Genomic DNA, 17,188 nt, shown 5'->3' with positions numbered 1-17,188 from the left:
AGGTGGACAAACTTCGTCCGCCGCGCAAGCGCGCTTAGCCGACGCGGCCGGTTTGCTTCAGGTAGAATTCACGCGGCGGCGCGGTTTCTTCCATGAGGCTCTCTTTGATGGCGCGCGGCGCGCCAAAAAGGTGGCCTTGGCCGAACGGCACGTCGAGATCGAGCACTTCGAGCACTGTGTCCTCCGACTCGATGCGCTCAGCGATGAGATCGATACCATAACGCTGGAAAACGGCCGCTATGTCAGTCGCCGCGATCTCGCGCGTGATCGCCGAGCGCGGACGCATGCCTTGGCGCAGGATTTGATCGGTGAGCAAGCCAGCTGCGACCTTCACGTAGCGCACGCCGGAACGCTCAAGATCGGGAAGGTCGATCTCGGTGTTGCTGACGCGGTCAATCGAGAAGCGGAAGCCGAGGTCAACCAGCTTGCCCATGGCGCGCGCCTCGATGGAGGTGCGGTTTTCGTAGGCGTCTTGGGGAATTTCGAAGATCACGCTTCCGGCGAGGTCGCGGTTCTCGCGCATGAAATCGAGAAATTGCGGGAAGAAGTTTTCGTCGGCCAAGGCGGCCGGCGAGAGATTGCAGAAGATGCCGATGCGGCGGTCTTGCTTCATCAGCTTGCGGACGATCTGCACGCAGCGGAACAGCAGCACGTTGTCGATCGTGCCCATCAGTCCAGCTTGCTCGGCAGCGGGGATGAATTCCGTCGGCAGGATCAAGCGGCCGCTTGCATCCTTGAGGCGCGTGAAGCCCTCGTAGAAGGCGGTCTTTCTCTGCGGCAATTGCACGATCGGTTGCAGATGCAACTCGACGCGGTTTTCCATCAGTGCTTCGCGCACTTGATCGATGGGCCCGCGTGCAGCCGTTGGATTGATGGGCGTGATATTGCCAGCGCTCTGCAGCGTGCCGAGGCGCGCATCCATGGCGGCGCCGAGCTTGTCGACGATTTGATCGATCAGCTTGAGTTCGATCGATCCGTTGTTGGCGATCGGCGGCGCCAGTTGCGAGTGCGCCGGCGCTGTGCCGAACGCGATCTGCGTTTCCATTTGGTCAAGACGGGTTTGCACGGCGTCGATGTCGGCGGCGACCTCGCGATGCGCAGTGCGCAGGCGGTCCATGTCGACTTTGATTTTCTTTTCGGCCTGGTTGACGCGGCCCGCCGCGCTGCTGGCGGAGATGCCGGCATGGGTGACGGCGCAGGCTGAGAAGAGCGCGATGCCGCCCAGGATCGACGAGCCCAATTCTTCGCCACCGACCTGGTTCAGCGCCAGCCCGACGGTCAGCGAGACCATGGCGTAGGCCGCGTAGAGCAGAATGTGCGTGATGATAGGCATTATTTGCCGTCCCGAATCTCTAGTTCTCCATGGGGCCAGCTTGGTGGTTGCCAGGGTCTTAACCATCCTGAGCGCCCTCTTGACAAAATTATTGTCAAACGATAATTGATTATCGTCTTACTTGAGGGCTGGAGAATTCCAGAAATGACCGAAGCCGCCGTCGCGCCATTGGAGCGCGCCCAGAAGCTCGCAGGCGCCGCCGCCACGTTCGCGGTGGTCGCAGCGATCATGATTGTTCTCGCCGCCGCGGCTCGTGACGTGGCGCTGCCTGCCGCCGAAGTGCTGCGGAGCCGGGAGGCGACCCCAGATTGGCGCGGCGCGCTCAATCTCTTCAACGCCGTGGGTTCGTTTGTCGTGCTGGCGCTGCCGAGCTTCATGCTGGCTGGCGCACTGATCGAACTTAGCAAAGTTCTGGAAGAGTACGGCAAGGGCCAATTCTTCACGCTGAAGGCGAGCGCCGGCGTGCGCAAAGCGGCGGAGTCAGCGCTGTGGGCGATGGCGTTCAAGGTCACGATCTCGCCGACGATCTTCGGCTGGATCACGCGCTCGGACGATGTTCGCGGTTTCGTTTGGCAGCTTGAACCCTTCGATTTGGGGCTCATCGCCTTTGCGGCATTCGTGATGGTGCTCGGGCGCGTGCTTGAGGCGGCCGCACGTATCAAAGAAGAGAACGACGAGATTGTCTGATGAGCAATGTAGAAATCCGAGTTCAAAAAGCGCGGGCGCAAGCGGGGCAGATGCGTGTGATGGGCGCGGTTCTGATGCCCATGCTCGCAGCGGCGATCGGGCTGCCGTTGATCGGTGAGGTGTACCTTGTAACGTTTGAACCGGCGCCTTGGGCCGTTGAGGTTGGCCCGCTGTCCGCCGTCCTGATCAAGCTGCTGAGTTACGCGCCGGCTGTAGCCGCAGCAGTTGCGGTGGCGATGCTCCAACCCGTGCTCGTCGAGTATCATGACGGCCGGTTCGTCTCGGAAAAAGCGAGCGCCGCATTCCAACTCGCAGGCACATGTGCGCTTGTGGCGTTCTTCTTGAAGCTACTTGTCGGCCCGCTCGCGATCGCTTTGCTGGGCGGGGCGCCGTTCGCATGGCGCTTCGATCCACTCGATATCGCGCTGATGGTATTTTCTGCTTCCGTCATGATGATCGGCGGCGTTCTCGACGCGGCGGTGGCTTCACTGAAGGCCGAGAACGATGAGATCGTGTGATGCTGCGGATCGTCGTCACCCTCGATGTGATGCTTGCGCGCCGCAAGATGAAGTCGAAAGACTTGGCCGAGCGCGTGGGCATCACTGAAGCGAACCTTTCGCTTTTGCGCACCGGCAAGGTGAAGGGCGTGCGCTTCGAGACGCTGGCGAAGATTTGCGAAGTGCTTGAGTGCAAACCGTCGGATTTGCTCGACGTAGAAGTGGGCGCGGCGGTGAGTGAGGGCGGGGATGTTTGAACATGCCCGTGCGTTAACGCTCAGCGGCGGAGGTGTAGGATGGATTTTCAGCTGGCTTGGATCCCGGTTCGCACCCCAGCCTTCGCCGGGCTGCGTCCGGGAAGCGTTGACTAGCTGGCGGTCGCGAAGAGTGCGAAGGCTTGGATCAGGTAGATGACGCCAAGCGCTGTTACGATCCAGCGCGTGTAATTGAGGAAGTTCACGTCGCTCATGCGGTCGAGCACCTTACCGCCTAGCCATGCGCCGATCATGGCGAGTGGTGCGGCGACGAGGAAGAACCACAAAGGCGGCAGTCCGGTTTCAACAGCGGTGATCAACGGCACGCCGTAGAAGATCATCTTCACCGTGTGACTGAAGGCTTGGGTTGCGGCTTTGGTGGCGACTATGGCGTGGCGCGAAAGATTGGTGCGCACGAAGAAGACGTCGAGCAGCGGGCCTGAAACGCCAGCGATCACATTGAGGTCGGTCACGAACAGTCCGCAGGCCACGGCATGAACGGGCTTTGCTGCATCGAGATGGAATTGGCCCTTGGGCAGCCAAGCAAGGCCCGGGACGAGGCCCAGCATCAAGTAGACCCAGGCTTTGGTCGGCTCGTAGGTGACGGATGCGAGCACGCCCGCGGCTAGTGCTGAGCCGATGCCGTACATCACGATGGTGCGCCAATCGATGTGCGCGCGATGTAGAAGCGCGCGCCATCCGTTGGAGACAAATTGCACCGCCCCGTGCGTGACCATCGCGGCGGAGACTGGCATGGCGAGCGTCAGGCCGCCCATCAACATGAGCCCGCCGGCCATACCGAAAACACCGGATACCGTTGCGGTGATGAGTACAAGGATGAGCAAGAGAACGTGTGTCATGCACAGCCTCCTGCGTTGTGAGCGTTAGCGAGCCAGATCACGCGCGCCTCCTTTGTGAGAGTTGGAGAGCGGCGCGGCGGGGAGCGCCCCGGTAGCCGTGCAACACGGCGCTCGCGTCAGCGCATTGGTACACGCCGCGCGCGTGGCTTTCAACGCGCCATCGGATCGTGTTGGTGAATAGTATAGACCAACCCAGCGTCGCGAGCAGAAGTCCATTGCGCCCCTTTATCCAAGACGCGCTTCCAATCCAGCGCGCACAGTGGACCAGTCTTCGCGGATCACCGAGAACCAGGCTGTGTCGCGCAGGGCGCCGTCGGCGCGGCGCATGTGTTTGCGGTGAATGCCTTCGAATTGCGCGCCCATTTTTAGCATGGCGGCGCGCGAGTGGGCGTTGAGGGCGTCGGTTTTGAGTTCAATGCGTTCGGCGCCCTGGTCGAAGGCATTTCCGATGAGCAGGAGCTTTGCGCTTGGGTTCACGAACGAACCTTGGGCGGCGCGCGCGTACCAGGTCGAGCCGATCTCGACGCCGGCGTCGCGCGGGCGAATGTTGAGATAGCAGCTCTGGCCGATGATCTGGTCATCCGCGAACACCGCATGTGGGATCGAGCGGCCGGCGGCCTGATCTTTTCGCAGCACATCGAACCAGGCGCCGTAGCCCATAGTCGCGATCGGGAAGGGTATGTGATGGAATAGCTCAGTGTCGGCGTTCGCGACCGCCGCCAGGGCGTCGCGGTGGCGCTCCTCGAACGGCTCCAGCCGCACCCGGCCCCGCTCCAATATCCTAGCGGCAAGGTCCATCCAGCGCATTGCCCCCGTCACGCCACGGCTTTAGCGTGCCTGCAAATACGTCGCCAGCACGCCGGAGGTCTCTCATGCATTTTGAACACTCACCCAAAGCCAAAGAGTGGATCGGCCGTGTCAGCAAGTTCATGGACGATCACATCGTCCCGGCGGTGCCGACCTATGAGGCCCAGCAGAAAGAGGGCAGCCGCTGGAAGGTCATCCAGGTCGTCGAGGACTTGAAGGTCAAGGCGAAGAAGGAAGGCCTGTGGAATTTCTTCATGCCGCCGTCGAGCGGGCATCCGAAGGTCGATGACACGTTCCAGTTCGAAGGCGAGACGCTGACGAACCTCGAATATGCGCCGCTGGCTGAGATCATGGGCCGGGTCGGGTTCGCCTCGGAGGTGTTCAATTGCTCTGCGCCGGACACCGGCAACATGGAAGTGTTCGAGCGCTACGGCACGCGCGAGCAAAAGGATCAGTGGCTGAAGCCGCTGATGAACGGCGAGATCCGTTCGGCGTTCCTGATGACCGAGCCTGCGGTGGCTTCATCGGACGCGACCAACATTCAGTGCGAGATCAAGCGCGACGGTGATGAGTATGTGATCAACGGCCGCAAGTGGTGGTCGTCGGGCGCGGGCGATCCGCGCTGCAAGGTCGCGATCCTGATGGGCAAGACCAATCCGGACAATCCCAAGCACAGCCAGCAGAGCCAGATTCTGGTGCCGCTGGATGCGAAGGGCGTAAACATCCTGCGGCCGCTCTACGTGTTCGGCTATGACGACGCACCGCACGGCCATATGGAAATCGAGTTGAAGGACGTGCGCGTTCCGGCTTCGAATTTGCTGCTGGGCGAAGGCCGTGGCTTTGAGATCGCGCAGGGCCGTTTAGGTCCAGGCCGCATCCACCACTGCATGCGCACGATCGGCGCGGCGGAAGCGGCGCTTGAGGCGCTGTGCAAGCGGATCACGACGCGGGTCGCCTTCGGCAAGACGATTGCCGAGCATTCGGTCTGGGAGCAACGCATTGCCGAGGCGCGCACTGAGATCGAGATGAACCGGCTCCTGTGCCTGAAGGCTGCGTACATGATGGATGTCGCGGGCAACAAGGTTGCGAAGAACGAGATCGCGATGATCAAGCTTGCGGCGCCGCGTATGGCGCTGAAGGTGATCGACGATGCGATCCAGGCGCATGGCGGCGCGGGCGTTTGCCAGGATTTCGGCTTGGCGAAATCGTACGCCGGCATCCGCACGCTGCGTTTGGCGGACGGCCCGGACGAAGTTCACGCGCGCACCATCGCGCTCAATGAACTCGCGAAATACGGCTGGACCGGCAAGCGCGCGAAGACCGAGGGCGTGAGCCTGCCCGGCATGCGCTAATGGGTTTTGCTTGGGGGTTGAGTGCGCTGGCTTTGCTGGTCGGCGTAGGGCTCGGCGTGCGTGCGCTGATCGACCCCGCTTGGGCGGCGAAGTTCGTGCGCCTTAAGGCTGACGAGCAAGGCGGCGGGCAGGCCGAGTTTCGCGCCACTTATGGCGGGGTGTTTCTTGGCCTGCACATCGTCGCGCTTCTGTTCACGTTGCTCTATTTTCGCAGCGGCGCTTACGTCGTCGGCGTCACGGCGACGGGCGCGAGCGCGGCGATTGCGGCGGGTTGGGCAGGCGCTGCTTTTGGGCGCGGCGTCTCTATCTGGCGCGACGGCGCCGATACGCCTTTCAACCGCATGAGCATGGGCGTTGAAATTGCCATGGCGTTTGCGATCGCGATGCCGTGGCTGGCGTGGTTTGCGCTTTAGACGGGCTTGCTCAGGAATACGAACGCGGCGCCGGCGGCGATGAGCGTGAAGCCGATGAAATGGTTCCAGGTCAGTTGCTCGCGCAGATAAAGCGTTGAAAAGAGCACGAACACCACGAGCGTGATCACTTCCTGCATCGTCTTGAGCTCGGCGGTCGAGTAGGCGGCCGAACCGAAGCGGTTGGCGGGCACGGCGAGGCAATATTCAACGAAGGCGATGCCCCACGAGATCACGATCACGATCAGCAGCGGCGTCGATTTGAACTTGAGGTGCCCATACCAGGCGAACGTCATGAACACGTTCGAGGCGATCAGCATCAGGATCGGTGCAATCTGGGGCGAGGTCAGAAACGACGGCATGCGGGCTCCGATGTTCGAGTCGGGTGATTCTAGCATGCGTCAGCGCGCCGGGGCGCGTGGCGCGGCGGCGGGACCTTCGATGCGCGCGGCTTGGGGCGCGCTAGCTGGTGTTGATGGGGGCGGCTTATGCGCGCTGAGCGCGGCCGCATAGATGTGAGCCGTGAGCAGCGGATCGGCGCAATCCCCCACGAAGCGGCGCGGTGTGCGAAAGGCGTAGCTTTTGACTTCGCGGACACCTCATGCGGGAGGAGGGCGAACGCTGCCACTTGACGTGTCTTATGTTTCGATTATTCTGGAAATATGAAAATGAGGTTTGCTGCGGCGGACGCGCTTGAGGCTTTGGGGGCGCTGTCGAACGAGCACCGCTTGGGGATTTTCCGGCTGCTGGTGCAGGCGGGGCCTTTGGGCATGCCGGCGGGAGAGATCGCCGACAAGCTCGGCAGTCCCGCGTCGTCGCTTTCGTTTCACTTGGCGCATCTCACGCGCGCCGAACTGATTATGCAGCGCCGCGAAAGCCGTTCGCTGATCTATTCCGCCAATTTCGACACTATGAACGGCCTCATCGGCTTCATGACTGAAAATTGCTGCGGCGGCGCAAGCTGCGCTTCCGTTTCCTCCCCGAAGAAAAGGAAGGCCTCATGAAACGCTTGCATGTGCATGTCGGCGTCAACGACCTCAACCGCTCGATCCAGTTCTATTCGCAGCTGTTTGCCGCCGCGCCCACGGTGACGAAGAACGACTACGCCAAGTGGATGCTTGACGATCCGCGCGTGAACTTCGCGATCTCCGTGCGCCCAGCCGAGTCGACAGGGGTTCGCCATCTCGGCATTCAGGCGGAGAACAAGGACGAACTCGCGGAAGTCTATGCGCGCCTTGAAGCTGCGGATGCGCCCGTGTTCGAAGAAGGACAGACGACGTGCTGCTATGCCAAGTCCGAAAAGTCTTGGATCAACGATCCGCAAGGCGTGGCGTGGGAAACTTTCTACACCACGGGCGAGTCAACCACGTATGGCGGCGGCTCTGAAGGGGCGGCGCCGGAATCGGACGCTGCGACCAAGCCAGCGGCGACGTCATGCTGCGGCCCGCGTGCGCTGGATTCCGTCACGTGAGCGCTCATCGCCTTTACAATGTGCTGTTTCTTTGCACAGGAAACTCTGCCCGTTCGGTTCTCGCCGAAGCGATCCTCAATCGCACCGGCGCAGGCAAGTTTGTCGCCTATTCGGCGGGCTCGATGCCGAAAGGCGAGGTGCACCCCGAAACTCTCGCGCTGCTGAAGCGGCTGAACTACGACACCAGCGGTTTCCGTTCGAAAAGCTGGGACGCGTTCGCGAAGCCGGATTCGCCCCCGCTCGATTTCGTGTTCACCGTTTGCGACAACGCGGCGGGTGAAGTGTGCCCAATCTGGCCGGGTCAACCGATGACGGCCCATTGGGGCTTGCCCGATCCTGCCGCCGCCACCGGATCGCAGGTCGATATCGCGCGCGCCTTCGCCAACACTTATGGCGCGCTGCAAAACCGCATCTCGATCTTCGTCAATCTACCGTTCGAAAGCTTGGATCGGCTTTCGCTGCAATCGCGTCTTGATGCGATTGGCGGGCGGAGCGATCAGAGCGGCGAAGTCGCTTGAGCCTGGCGCGACGGCTGTTTGCCGAAAGCCTGGGCTCGCTGCTGTTAACGGGTGTCGTCATCGGCTCGGGCATTCTTGCTGTGCGCCTGGCCGATGGAAACGAGGCCGTGGCGTTGCTTGCCAACACCGGCGCAACCGCCGCGATCCTCTACGTGCTCATCACTGCGCTGGGGCCGATTTCCGGCGCGCATTTCAATCCTGCCGTCACGTTGGTGATGGCGCTGCGGCGATCGATCGAGCCATCGGAGGCCGTGTTTTATGTCATCGCTCAGATTTGCGGTTGCATCCTTGGCGCGCTTCTCGCTCACGCCATGTTCGAGCTGCCGCTCTTGCAAACGGGATCGCACGAACGCAGCGGATTGGCGCAGGGGCTCTCCGAGGGTGTCGCGACGTTTGCGCTGGTGCTTGCGATTTTGCTCGTTTCGCGGGCGCGAGTGAGCGCTGTGCCCGCCGCGGTCGCGCTTACGATTGCTGCGGGCTATTGGTGGACGGCCTCCACCTCGTTCGCGAACCCGGCCATCACCATCGCCCGCGCTATGAGCGATACGTTCGCCGGCATACGGCCCGAGGATACGCCGCTGTTTATCGCCGCTCAGCTTGCTGGCGCTTTACTTGGTTCGATGGCGGCTTGGTTGGTTCTGCGTCAGCCGCACTCTGGGCGAGAGCTTAGCTGACACCTTCTGCCTGCGGTGCGGGCGAAGGGTGGAGACGTGCGGTTTCAAAGCGTCATGATGCTTCTTTTGGCACGATTGTAGCACGCCTCTTTCGCAGCATTGCTTGTGTACAGTGCGCGTCTCGGGGCCACGTTTTGATTAGGACTGCTCTGCACAAGCTGATGACACGCGCGCGATTGGCGGGACCGTTTCGCGCCACGCTTCGCGCGTCGCGCGTGGCTGAAAAGACAATTGCACCTCGCGGGCATCCTGTTCGATCGCTGGTTCTAAAACTCGGCGCCTTGTTGGTCGCCGTTGGCGCCGTTTTCGCCTTTGGCGTGAGTGCAGGCGTGATTGCTGAACGCGATGAGCTGCCTGATCGGCTCGCGCGCAGATTTGATGTTGAGCAGCGATTTGCCGCCGCGTCGCATGCGTTAGGGTTTCGCGCGCCGGACGTGCAGGAGGCTGTGTGGCGCCCCGTTGACCTAAATCAGCACACTATCGAATGGGCGAGCATTCGCATTCATGCGCCGGGTGCGCGGGGCGGCGCGTTGGCGGTGTTGGGCGATAGCCTCGTGTTTTCCTCGCCGCTGGGGCGTTTTGGTTACCTGGGCGCCGATAACGTTTTGCGCCCACTGCCGCTGCAGGCGCCGACGAATGTGGCGGCTATTCGCGATACGCCCTTGAGCGACGATCCGTTGTTCATGGCGACAGAATTCAGGGTGCATGATCTGCTCGCGCGCCAGCGCGGGGAGGGAAGCTGGGAGCTCTACGTCAGTTTGAGCCGCTTCGAGGCCGTGGGCTGCTACCAGTTCAAGATTGTGCGCACGGTCTTGGAGCAGACGGGCGCTGAGTTGGTCGTCTCGCAGCGCGGCTGGGAGGATGTTTTCGTGGCGCGGCCGGGCTGCATCCCGGACAAAGATCACGGCTGGCGCTTTCAAGGTACCGAAGCGGGCGGGCGTATGATCCTGACCGATCAGAACACCTTGCTCGTCAGTGTCGGCGATCATCAGTTTGACGGTTTCAATTCAACGCAGCGTGCGGCCATGGATCCCGATTGGGATCTCGGCAAAATCATCCAAGTCGATCTGCTGTCTTTGCAAACGCGGATCTACGCCATGGGCATGCGCAATCCGCAAGGGCTCGTGGCGATGCGCGATGGCCGCATTTTTTCGACCGAGCACGGCCCGCAAGGCGGCGATGAGATCAACTTTGTCCGCGAGGGCGCCAATTACGGCTGGCCCCTGGTGAGCTATGGCGTGAATTATGGCTTCCCAAGAAGCGTTTGGCCGACAGATCCTCACCCCGGCGGACACTCGGGCTACACGCGTCCGGCTTTTGCATTCGTTCCGTCTATCGGGATCAGCAATCTGGTTCAGCCGGACGCGCGTGAGTTTCCAAACTGGAGCGAGAACGATTTGTTCTTGATCTCGCTACGCGCAGGCACGTTGTTTCATGTTGCGACCAATGGCGATCGTATCGCATACGTCGAGCCGGTTGACCTCAGTCGCCGCCTGCTTGGGCGCGAGCGGCTCCGCGATATTGTTGGGCTCCAGGATGGGCGTAACGCCATACTGACCGATTCCGGGCGCATCATTTTTGTACGCAACGCCGAGCGGCACGCCGATGCGCCGCGATCTTTTGTGGTCCGTGGATATTCCAATCTCGCCGCACCGTTGCCGGAGGAATTGTTCGCGGCGAGCGGCTCAAGAGTGGAGCGCGGCCGGCAGTACTTTCAGATCTCTTGCGCGTCCTGTCACAGTGTCACTGGAGAGATCGGCACGGGGCCGCCGCTGAACGGCGTGGTCGGGCGCGACATGGGGAGCGCCGAGGGCTTCCATTATTCGCCGGCGCTGTCTCATGCGGATCGGGTTTGGACTGAAGATGCGCTGCGCTCGTTTATGTCAGATCCGAACGGCAACATGCCCGGCACCACGATGCCTTCTCCGGGGATTTCCTGGTCGATGGCGCCGGAGATTGTCGACTACCTGCGCACGACAAGCTCGGACGCTGCTCAAGCTGCGCACTGAGCCAGCGCCGCGCCAAGTCAAAAATCGTTGATGCTCATGTCGGCGCGGTGGGGCCAGGCGCTGGGGCGCAGGCCGTTTGTGGCGGGGTCGAAGGTTTCGCGTGTGATGATGACGGTGTTGGTCGGCGTTTCTTCGATGCGCACTTCGCGGACGGTGAAGGGGAGTTTGTCATCGGCGATGAAAGCGCTGAGTTTCAGGAAGAAGCAGGCGGCGAGCGCTTCGGTGGTGGGATCGCCTTGGAAGGTCATGATCTGCTTCAGCAGAGCCGGTTCGTTCTCGCGGAAATAGCCGATTAGCGGATCGCTTTCGCCGAGGTGCAGCGCGTGATCGACGTGATCGTCGATCCATTGATGCCAGCGCTTCTTTGCGAGCTCGAAGGGCGCTGCGGAATTTGTGTCTGTAAATTTGAAGGTGGTGATCGGATCGAGACGCACGGTCACGAACTCATTGTGCCCATGCGGGATCGCGCATTTGGGGCTTTGGGTCGCCAACAGGCGATGCGCCATCGCGTAGCGACGGGTAAATTCCAACGCAGCCATGATCTGTCCTCGGGCACTCCCGCAGAACAGACGGGCGCCCGCGCGATGCTCTAAGCGCGGACGCCGCTGGGCGCAATCGTTTGTCCCAGATGGGCTGGGTTAGCGTGGATTGCCTTGCTCGTCGTAGCGATCGCGCGTGGCGTCGTCCCAGACGGGCTCGCCAAGATTCACTCGCTCGGGAGGTGTAAAGGCGCCGACGCCGGCGCCGATGATAGCGCCGGGGACTGCGCCGATGCCGCCGAAGACTGCGCCTGTGCCTGCACCGATGGCAGCGCCAGAGGCGAGGCGGTCACCCATTTGCGTGCCACACGCGCACAACATCAGGGCAGCGCCGGCTGCAAGAGCAAATTTCATCATGAGGATTCTCCTTAGCTCGCGAACGTGGCCAGGGAGAGGATGTTCCGGCTTAAAACCAGCGGCGCCATTTGGCGATGCCGAACAAGATGGCCGGCGCGGCAATCATCATCGCAACGCCAACCCACGGACCCCAGGGCTGGCGAAACCATGTCATGGCGTCGAAATTCATGCCGAAGATCGAGGCGATGAGCGTCGGCGGCACGAAGGCGATGGTGGCGAGCGAGAGTGCTTTGAGGACGTTGGTTTGCGAGGCGTTGATGAGGCCGAGCAACGCGTCCTGCAGGAAGGAAAGACGCGGCTGCATGTTTTCGGCGATGCGCTCGAGTTCGTTCACATCGCGCGCCAAGGCGGCCAAGCGCGCGGCGTCGAGATTGTGTTTGCCCTTGGCGGCGCGCGCGTAAACCAGCAGGCGCTGCATGCTTGAGAGCGAGTCGTGCGAGAGCGCCGCGAGCGCGCCGATGCGGCCAAGTTCGCGCAGGGAATGTTCGAGATCGGGCGCGCCTTCGGTGGCGAAGACGTTGAGCGACAGCGCGTTGGCGTCGCGCTTGGCTTCGGCGAGCAGATCGGCGAGCCGCTCGGCGGCGCCTTCGATGAGCGCCAGCATCACATCGGCGCCGTTCTGGGCTGAGCCGATGCGCGCTGAAGCGCGGCCTTGGCCAATTTCGAACGCGCGCGGGCGCACCTGACGGACGGTAACGAGCTTGCCCTTGGCGAGGATGAAGGTGACGGCGCCGGAGACCAGCAGGCCCTCGTCGCGGCGCCCGAGCAGGGTTGCGGTAAGGTGGAGCGCTTCGCCCTCTTCGTAATAGCGCGCGGATTCTTCGAAGGCGGCGCGCTCGGCCGGCGTTGGCACGTCGATGCCGAGCGAGACTTCGACGTCGCGCTCTTCGCCTTCGTCAGGCGATTCCAGATCGTACCAAAGCGCAGCGCCGTCCGCGCACGCGACTTCCGACCCACCTTTTGCGATTACGCGAAGCATGGGGGCTCATTAGCGTGGTTCGCTGGATAAAACACCAGCCACGTTTCCGGACTTCTGGGCGCCCTGATCGCACCCCGGCCTTCGCCGGGGCTGCATCCGGGAAGCGTGCGCCTACTCGTCCTTCGCTACCGCGCCACGGGCCATGACGAAGCCGACATGCATCAGCGTGGTGACGTCCTGGGTTGGGTCGCCGTCGACGGCGATGATGTCGGCGGCGTAGCCGGGTGCGATGCGGCCGGCGACGCCGTTGAGCTGGAGGTGGTCGGCGGCGTTGACGGTGGCGATGGCGATGGCTTGCATTGGCGTGTAGCCGCCTTCGACGAGGAATTGGAATTCGCGGGCGTTGACGCCGTGACGCGAGACGCCGCTATCGGTGCCGAAGGCGACGTTCACGCCGGCGCGGCGCGCGCGGATGATCGATTGGCGCATGCGTGAGCCGACTTCGCGCGCCTTTGCGGCTTGGTTCGGCGTCAGCACGCCGCCTTGTGCGGCGAGTTCTTCGACTGTGACGCCGGCAAGAATGGTGGGCACCAGATAGGCGCGAGTGCGGCGGAGCAGGCGAATGGATTCATCGTCGGTGTAGGAGCCGTGTTCGATGGAATCGACACCGGCCCGGAGCGCGGCGTTGATGCCGCCGGCGCCGTGCGCGTGCGCGGTGACGCGGCGGCCCATGGCGTGCGCGGCTTCGACGATGGCTTGCAGTTCCGCGTCGCTGAATTGCTGCTCGACGCCTGCGGCGGTGTTCGAGAGCACGCCGCCGGTTGCCGTGATCTTGATGACATCGGCGCCGGCTTGGATTTGGCGGCGTACAGCGCGGCGGCAGGCGTCAGCGCCAGAGCAAGCCGAGGGGCTGCGCATGACGTTGAGGATGTCGGGCGCAAAGCCGTTGGCGTCGGCGTGGCCGCCGTCGGGCGTCACGGCTGAACCTGCCGCGATGATGCGCGGACCGGGGATGCGGCGCTCGGCGATGGCGCGGCGCAGCGCGAAGATGGAATCGTTCGGTGCGCCGAGATCGGCGACGGTTGTGAAGCCGGCCATCAACGTGGTGCGCGCGTTCTCAGCGCCGCGCAGAGCAGCGTCCGAAGCGGTGAGAGTGACTTCTTCGATGATCTGGTCGGGGCCGAGCTCGCTGGTGAGGTGAACGTGGCTGTCGATGAGGCCGGCGAGCACGAAGCGGTCGCGTTGATCGATGACGGTCGCGCCGTCGCGCGTCACGTAACCGGGTTCGATGGAGATGATGTTGCCGTCGGCGCCGACGAGGATCGATTGCTCGGTCAGCACGCGGCCGGTTGAGGCGTCAGCGAGAAGGCGCCCGGCATGAACGATGCTGGCGACGCGCGGCGCGGCGGCTTCCTGTGCGAAACTTGAGCCTGCCAGCAAAGCCAGAGCGGCGAGCGCCCCTGCGAACGTGATTGCGCGCTGCAACATGAAAATCCTCCGAGATGAGGCGGTTTTGATCCGTCTTGGGGGCATGCGGCGTCAACCTATTACGCCTGCTTTTCGTCGCTAACCCAGCGTGATCGCGACGAAGAGGATAAAGCCAATGATCACAGCTACGGCGATGCCAACGGCGATGGCGGGGCCGCGATCGCTCATCTGCATGATTGGCTTTTGGTCCGGTACGCAGGCGCCGGTTTGGAGGATGGCTTGGTATTGCGCCTCCTGAGCGGCGTAGACGCGGTTGGCGCCGATGAAGCCGAGCGCGCCAAAGGCGCCGACCGAAAGGAAGAGAAGCTTTGCGCCGCGCTCCAGCAGCGGCAGTAGCGCCGAGACGCCGGTATAGCTGCCGCGATCGGCGCCGATGTCGCCGATCAGCATCAATGTGAAGAGAACGCCGCCGAGCACGCCGATAATGGCGCCGCGCAATGAGATCGCGGCTTGGCCTGGCGCGCGCCGGCGCGACCACACCCAAAGGAAGAGGTCGCGCTGGCGTTCGTTCACTTGAGGCCGGCTTTTTGGGCGTAGTGGAACGATGCGGCGGCGAGCGGACGGATGCGCTGGATCATTTGCGTCGCGTGTGCGCTGGCGGCGGTGCCGTCACGCACGCGCCCGGCGATGCCTTGCAGAATGCAGGCGAGGCGGAAGGCGTTGTAGGAGAAATACCAATCGAGCTCAGGAATGCCGTCGCGGCCGGTTTGATCGCAATAGAGCTTTACGGTTTCTGCGAGCGTTGGAATGCCGAGTGGCTCAAGATCGACGCCGCCGAGACCTGAGCGGCCATCGTGCGGCATCACCCAGTTCATCAGATAATAGGTGAAATCGCCGAGCGGATCGCCAAGCGTTGAAAGCTCCCAATCGAGCACGGCGATGACGCGCGGCTCGCTTTCGTGCAGCACCATATTGTCGAGGCGATAATCGCCGTGGACGATGCCGGTGCGTTCGCCCGCGGGAATGGTTTGCGGCAGCCATTCGATGAGACGGTTCATCTCGTCGATGCTTTCGGTTTCGCTGAGTTTGTATTGCTTGGACCAGCGATCGATCTGGCGGCCGAAATAATTTCCGGGCTTGCCGTAATCGCCGAGGCCGATCTTTTCGTGATCGGTGTTGTGCAGCTTTGCGAGGGTTGCGATTTTGTTTTCGTAGGTGGCGCGGCGATCTTGCTTGTTCATCTCCGGCAGCGCGCCGTTCCAGAGCACGCGGCCTTCGACCATTTCCATGATGTAGAACATGGCGCCGAGAACGCTGTCGTCGGTGCAGAGCGCATATTGCTTGGCGACGGGAAAGCCCGTTGGATAAAGCGCCGACATGACGCGGAACTCGCGGTCAACGGCGTGCGCGGAGGGCAGCAATTTGCCGCCGGGCTTTTTGCGCAGCACGTATTTTCGCGTCGGCGTGACGAGTTGGTAGGTCGGGTTGGATTGACCGCCCTTGAACTGATTGATTGTCAGCGGGCCGGCATAGCCTTCGACGTTTGCCTTCAGCCACGCATCGAGCGCGACGTCATCCAAGCGGTGGCGCTCTTCGACGGGCTTGGTGCCTTTGAAGTTTTCGTGCGGGTCTTCGGCTGGCTCAGTCATGCCGTAGGAATACACGCTGGTATGGCGAGGGGATAGCGGGTGTCGCTCCGTCATTCGGGGGCAGTTTGAGGCGCCATCCTGGGCACGCGGAGCGTGACCGTGATAGCGGCCCATCGGCGCGTTAAGTCAGCGCCCGCCACGCGATGTCGCGGCGGCAGAAGCCGCCGGGCCAGTCGATCCGGTTGACGCCGGCATAGGCGCTGTTGACGGCGTCTTGCAGCGTGGCGCCGGTGGCGGTGACGTTAAGAACGCGGCCGCCATCGGCGCGTAGCAGGCCGTCGGAATCCATGCGCGTGCCGGCATGGAAGACGACGACATCCGGCACGGTGTCAGCTTGCGGCACGCCGCGAATGACTGAGCCTTTCAGCGGTTCGTCAGGATAGCCTTGCGCTGCATAGACGACAGTGACGGCTGGACGCGCATCCCATTCAAGCGGCGGCGCTGCTGCAAGTTCGCCCTTCGCGGCGGCGAGTAGAACGGGTGCGAAATCGCTGGTGAGGCGGCGCATCATGGTTTGGCATTCGGGGTCGCCGAAGCGGACGTTGAACTCGATGAGCTTTGGCCCGGCGGGCGTAATCATCAGACCCGCGAACAGCACGCCGACGAACGGATTGCCCTCGGCCTTCATCCCGCGCAGCGTCGGCAGGATGATTTGCTCCATGGTTTGATCGCGAACTTTATCGGTGAAGATCGGCGCGGGCGAATAGGCGCCCATGCCGCCGGTGTTGGGGCCCTTGTCGCCATCGTATGCGCGTTTGTGATCTTGCGCGGCGACCATCGGAATCGCCGTCTCGCCATCGCAGATGGCAAAGAAGCTGGCTTCCTCGCCTGGAAGAAAATCCTCGATGACGATGCGTTGGCCGGCGGTGCCGAATTTGCGCATGAACAGGATTTCGTCGATCGCGGCGTCGGCTTCGCGGCGGGTTTCGGCGATGACGACGCCTTTGCCGGCTGCGAGACCGTCGGCCTTGATGACGAACGGCGCCTCGCGGTCGCCGAGATAGGCTTTGGCGCGGATGGCCTCGTCGAAGACTTTGTATTCCGCGGTCGGCACGCCGTGGCGCACGCAGAACTCTTTCATGAAAGCCTTCGAGGCTTCGAGCTGGGCGGCGGCTTTGCTGGGACCAAAGCAGGGAATGGCGACTTGCTTTAGCGCGTCGGCGAGGCCCGCAGCAGCGGCGGCTTCCGGACCGATGACGACGAGGCCGATCTGTTCGCGCAAGGCAAAGGCGGCGAGTTCGCGTGCGTCTTCAGCTTTGATGGCGACGGTCCGGCCGATGGCCGCGAGGCCGGGATTGCCCGGCGCGGAAATCACTTCCGAAACGAGCGGGCTTTGCTGGAGCTTCCAGCCCAGGGCGTGCTCGCGCCCACCGGAGCCGACGATCAGAATCTTCATGAAGCTGGGATTGGGACCGTACGCCCGC

The 17,188-nt window shown here is 62.7% G+C and carries 21 protein-coding genes; 10 read left to right on the top strand and 11 right to left on the bottom strand.

Annotation, left to right across the window (positions count from 1 at the left end; translation table 11 throughout):
• Positions 1 to 34: 34 nt before the first annotated feature.
• The gene (locus ATE48_RS03835; RefSeq protein WP_066767975.1) at positions 35 to 1,333 is read right to left on the bottom strand and encodes an EAL domain-containing protein; all 1,299 of its coding nucleotides are present in this window, start codon (positions 1,331 to 1,333) and stop codon (positions 35 to 37) included.
• 144 nt (positions 1,334 to 1,477) lie between these two features.
• Between ATE48_RS03835 and ATE48_RS03830 the strand changes: the two genes are divergently transcribed.
• From ATE48_RS03830 to ATE48_RS03820, 3 genes are read left to right on the top strand one after another with little or no spacing between them, the layout of a single operon-like run.
• On the top strand, positions 1,478 to 2,020 hold the full coding sequence (locus ATE48_RS03830; RefSeq protein WP_066767973.1) for a DUF2975 domain-containing protein: 543 nt from the start codon (positions 1,478 to 1,480) through the stop codon (positions 2,018 to 2,020).
• Positions 2,020 to 2,538 (top strand): hypothetical protein, encoded by a 519-nt coding sequence (locus ATE48_RS03825; protein ID WP_066767971.1) that lies wholly within the window; start codon positions 2,020 to 2,022, stop codon positions 2,536 to 2,538. Before ATE48_RS03830 ends, ATE48_RS03825 begins: the two co-directional genes overlap by 1 nt.
• Positions 2,539 to 2,540: 2 nt before the next feature.
• Positions 2,541 to 2,774 carry a helix-turn-helix domain-containing protein gene (locus ATE48_RS03820; protein WP_066774569.1) on the top strand — a complete coding sequence of 78 codons (234 nt, stop codon included), beginning with the start codon at positions 2,541 to 2,543 and terminating at the stop codon, positions 2,772 to 2,774.
• 110 nt (positions 2,775 to 2,884) lie between these two features.
• Here ATE48_RS03820 and ATE48_RS03815 read toward each other — a convergent pair whose 3' ends face one another.
• A complete protein-coding gene (locus ATE48_RS03815; protein WP_066767970.1) occupies positions 2,885 to 3,631 on the bottom strand; it encodes a sulfite exporter TauE/SafE family protein in 747 nt (248 codons plus the stop codon).
• A gap of 225 nt (positions 3,632 to 3,856) precedes the next feature.
• Positions 3,857 to 4,438: a GNAT family N-acetyltransferase gene (locus ATE48_RS03810; RefSeq protein WP_083197137.1), complete on the bottom strand. Its 582-nt coding sequence runs from the start codon at positions 4,436 to 4,438 to the stop codon at positions 3,857 to 3,859.
• 65 nt (positions 4,439 to 4,503) lie between these two features.
• Between ATE48_RS03810 and ATE48_RS03805 the strand changes: the two genes are divergently transcribed.
• Entirely contained in the window at positions 4,504 to 5,790 is a 1,287-nt protein-coding gene (locus ATE48_RS03805) for an acyl-CoA dehydrogenase family protein (RefSeq protein ID WP_066767967.1), read from the top strand.
• Positions 5,790 to 6,203 (top strand): DUF4345 family protein, encoded by a 414-nt coding sequence (locus ATE48_RS03800; RefSeq protein WP_066767965.1) that lies wholly within the window; start codon positions 5,790 to 5,792, stop codon positions 6,201 to 6,203. Before ATE48_RS03805 ends, ATE48_RS03800 begins: the two co-directional genes overlap by 1 nt.
• Here ATE48_RS03800 and ATE48_RS03795 read toward each other — a convergent pair.
• A complete protein-coding gene (locus ATE48_RS03795; RefSeq protein WP_066774567.1) occupies positions 6,200 to 6,562 on the bottom strand; it encodes a DMT family protein in 363 nt (120 codons plus the stop codon). The two genes, ATE48_RS03800 and ATE48_RS03795, sit on opposite strands and share 4 nt — an antisense overlap.
• Positions 6,563 to 6,868: 306 nt before the next feature.
• Between ATE48_RS03795 and ATE48_RS03790 the strand changes: the two genes are divergently transcribed.
• The 5 genes from ATE48_RS03790 to ATE48_RS03770 all read left to right on the top strand — a co-directional run bounded on the left by ATE48_RS03790 (position 6,869) and on the right by ATE48_RS03770 (position 10,872).
• Entirely contained in the window at positions 6,869 to 7,204 is a 336-nt protein-coding gene (locus tag ATE48_RS03790; RefSeq protein ID WP_228126775.1) for an ArsR/SmtB family transcription factor, read from the top strand.
• Positions 7,201 to 7,671, top strand: coding sequence for an ArsI/CadI family heavy metal resistance metalloenzyme (locus ATE48_RS03785; protein ID WP_066767961.1), 471 nt, complete (start codon positions 7,201 to 7,203; stop codon positions 7,669 to 7,671). The genes ATE48_RS03790 and ATE48_RS03785 overlap by 4 nt, the downstream gene beginning before the upstream one ends.
• Positions 7,668 to 8,189, top strand: a complete 522-nt coding sequence (locus tag ATE48_RS03780) for an arsenate reductase ArsC (protein WP_228126774.1) — start codon at positions 7,668 to 7,670, stop codon at positions 8,187 to 8,189. Before ATE48_RS03785 ends, ATE48_RS03780 begins: the two co-directional genes overlap by 4 nt.
• Positions 8,186 to 8,863: an aquaporin gene (locus ATE48_RS03775; RefSeq protein ID WP_066767958.1), complete on the top strand. Its 678-nt coding sequence runs from the start codon at positions 8,186 to 8,188 to the stop codon at positions 8,861 to 8,863. The genes ATE48_RS03780 and ATE48_RS03775 overlap by 4 nt, the downstream gene beginning before the upstream one ends.
• A gap of 215 nt (positions 8,864 to 9,078) precedes the next feature.
• Positions 9,079 to 10,872, top strand: a complete 1,794-nt coding sequence (locus tag ATE48_RS03770) for a PQQ-dependent sugar dehydrogenase (RefSeq protein WP_228126773.1) — start codon at positions 9,079 to 9,081, stop codon at positions 10,870 to 10,872.
• Between the two features lie 17 nt (positions 10,873 to 10,889).
• Here the strand turns inward: ATE48_RS03770 and ATE48_RS03765 are convergent, their stop codons facing one another.
• The 7 genes from ATE48_RS03765 to purD form a co-directional block, all read right to left on the bottom strand.
• A complete protein-coding gene (locus ATE48_RS03765) occupies positions 10,890 to 11,411 on the bottom strand; it encodes a 6-carboxytetrahydropterin synthase (protein WP_066767954.1) in 522 nt (173 codons plus the stop codon).
• A 99-nt stretch (positions 11,412 to 11,510) separates the two neighbouring features.
• Positions 11,511 to 11,768 (bottom strand): hypothetical protein, encoded by a 258-nt coding sequence (locus tag ATE48_RS03760; RefSeq protein WP_156767586.1) that lies wholly within the window; start codon positions 11,766 to 11,768, stop codon positions 11,511 to 11,513.
• Between the two features lie 49 nt (positions 11,769 to 11,817).
• The gene (locus tag ATE48_RS03755) at positions 11,818 to 12,747 is read right to left on the bottom strand and encodes a CorA family divalent cation transporter (protein WP_066767951.1); all 930 of its coding nucleotides are present in this window, start codon (positions 12,745 to 12,747) and stop codon (positions 11,818 to 11,820) included.
• A gap of 111 nt (positions 12,748 to 12,858) precedes the next feature.
• Entirely contained in the window at positions 12,859 to 14,175 is a 1,317-nt protein-coding gene (locus tag ATE48_RS03750; protein ID WP_066767950.1) for a metal-dependent hydrolase family protein, read from the bottom strand.
• A 78-nt stretch (positions 14,176 to 14,253) separates the two neighbouring features.
• Positions 14,254 to 14,688, bottom strand: a complete 435-nt coding sequence (locus tag ATE48_RS03745; RefSeq protein WP_066767948.1) for a hypothetical protein — start codon at positions 14,686 to 14,688, stop codon at positions 14,254 to 14,256.
• The gene (locus ATE48_RS03740) at positions 14,685 to 15,764 is read right to left on the bottom strand and encodes a phosphotransferase family protein (RefSeq protein ID WP_066774562.1); all 1,080 of its coding nucleotides are present in this window, start codon (positions 15,762 to 15,764) and stop codon (positions 14,685 to 14,687) included. The genes ATE48_RS03745 and ATE48_RS03740 overlap by 4 nt, the downstream gene beginning before the upstream one ends.
• 121 nt (positions 15,765 to 15,885) lie before the next feature.
• Entirely contained in the window at positions 15,886 to 17,160 is a 1,275-nt protein-coding gene (purD, locus tag ATE48_RS03735; protein WP_066767945.1) for a phosphoribosylamine--glycine ligase, read from the bottom strand.
• Positions 17,161 to 17,188: the final 28 nt, after the last annotated feature.

Source organism: Candidatus Viadribacter manganicus, from assembly GCF_001679665.1.
Lineage (GTDB): Bacteria > Pseudomonadota > Alphaproteobacteria > Caulobacterales > Aquidulcibacteraceae > Vitreimonas > Vitreimonas manganica.
This window is presented reverse-complemented; position numbering and strand designations above follow the sequence as displayed.

Coding starts and splice junctions, on each gene's coding strand:
- ATE48_RS03835 (WP_066767975.1), bottom strand. CDS start 1,333: ATGCCTATCATCACGCACATTCTGCTCTACGCGGCCTACGCCATGGTC.
- ATE48_RS03830 (WP_066767973.1), top strand. CDS start 1,478: ATGACCGAAGCCGCCGTCGCGCCATTGGAGCGCGCCCAGAAGCTCGCA.
- ATE48_RS03825 (WP_066767971.1), top strand. CDS start 2,020: ATGAGCAATGTAGAAATCCGAGTTCAAAAAGCGCGGGCGCAAGCGGGG.
- ATE48_RS03815 (WP_066767970.1), bottom strand. CDS start 3,631: ATGACACACGTTCTCTTGCTCATCCTTGTACTCATCACCGCAACGGTA.
- ATE48_RS03810 (WP_083197137.1), bottom strand. CDS start 4,438: ATGCGCTGGATGGACCTTGCCGCTAGGATATTGGAGCGGGGCCGGGTG.
- ATE48_RS03805 (WP_066767967.1), top strand. CDS start 4,504: ATGCATTTTGAACACTCACCCAAAGCCAAAGAGTGGATCGGCCGTGTC.
- ATE48_RS03800 (WP_066767965.1), top strand. CDS start 5,790: ATGGGTTTTGCTTGGGGGTTGAGTGCGCTGGCTTTGCTGGTCGGCGTA.
- ATE48_RS03795 (WP_066774567.1), bottom strand. CDS start 6,562: ATGCCGTCGTTTCTGACCTCGCCCCAGATTGCACCGATCCTGATGCTG.
- ATE48_RS03790 (WP_228126775.1), top strand. CDS start 6,869: ATGAGGTTTGCTGCGGCGGACGCGCTTGAGGCTTTGGGGGCGCTGTCG.
- ATE48_RS03785 (WP_066767961.1), top strand. CDS start 7,201: ATGAAACGCTTGCATGTGCATGTCGGCGTCAACGACCTCAACCGCTCG.
- ATE48_RS03765 (WP_066767954.1), bottom strand. CDS start 11,411: ATGGCTGCGTTGGAATTTACCCGTCGCTACGCGATGGCGCATCGCCTG.
- ATE48_RS03760 (WP_156767586.1), bottom strand. CDS start 11,768: ATGATGAAATTTGCTCTTGCAGCCGGCGCTGCCCTGATGTTGTGCGCG.
- ATE48_RS03755 (WP_066767951.1), bottom strand. CDS start 12,747: ATGCTTCGCGTAATCGCAAAAGGTGGGTCGGAAGTCGCGTGCGCGGAC.
- ATE48_RS03750 (WP_066767950.1), bottom strand. CDS start 14,175: ATGTTGCAGCGCGCAATCACGTTCGCAGGGGCGCTCGCCGCTCTGGCT.
- ATE48_RS03740 (WP_066774562.1), bottom strand. CDS start 15,764: ATGACTGAGCCAGCCGAAGACCCGCACGAAAACTTCAAAGGCACCAAG.
- purD (WP_066767945.1), bottom strand. CDS start 17,160: ATGAAGATTCTGATCGTCGGCTCCGGTGGGCGCGAGCACGCCCTGGGC.